The organism is Neisseria sp. P0021.S006, from assembly GCF_051956895.1.
This window is the reverse complement of record NZ_JBQCWZ010001033.1, coordinates 1-520: the sequence shown is the minus strand read 5'-3', so window position 1 is coordinate 520 and position 520 is coordinate 1. Positions and strand designations below refer to the sequence as shown.

Genomic DNA, 520 nt, shown 5'->3' with positions numbered 1-520 from the left:
GTGCCAATTGTGTCATAAATGTTAAACTTTAATGCCGTTTTTGTGAGGTGTGCATGAAAACCTCGCCGACAAATGATTTTTTATTTTAGAATGTAAGACTTTTTTAACATATCTTTAAATTGAAGGAACGGATATGGCAAGTGGCAATCCGATTTTGAACGCGCTCAATCGCGTCAGCCTGGTGGCGCAAATCGCCATCGGCTTGGTTTTAGGTATTATTGTGGGTGCAGTTTCGCCGCAAGTCGGTATCAGCGCAGGACTGCTGGGCAGCCTGTTTGTCGGTGCGCTTAAGGCTATCGCGCCGATTTTGGTATTTGTTTTGGTGACTGCCGCCATTGCGCAACACCAAAAAGGCAATCAGGCTCACATCAAACCGATTTTGATTTTGTATATTTTCGGTACGTTTGCTGCGGCTGTGGTGGCAGTCATTGCCAGTATGGCATTCCCGACCACGCTGATTCTGCGTACGGCCGGCGATGTATCCGTTGCGCCGCCTTCCGGCATTGTCGAAGTGCTGAAA

1 protein-coding gene is annotated in these 520 nt (G+C 47.7%); it reads left to right on the top strand.

Features of this window, described 5'->3' with window-relative positions; translation table 11 throughout:
* Positions 1-133: 133 nt before the first annotated feature.
* On the top strand, positions 134-520 hold a 387-nt coding region (locus tag ACTHUM_RS18560), incomplete at its 3' end, for a cation:dicarboxylate symporter family transporter (protein ID WP_440403763.1).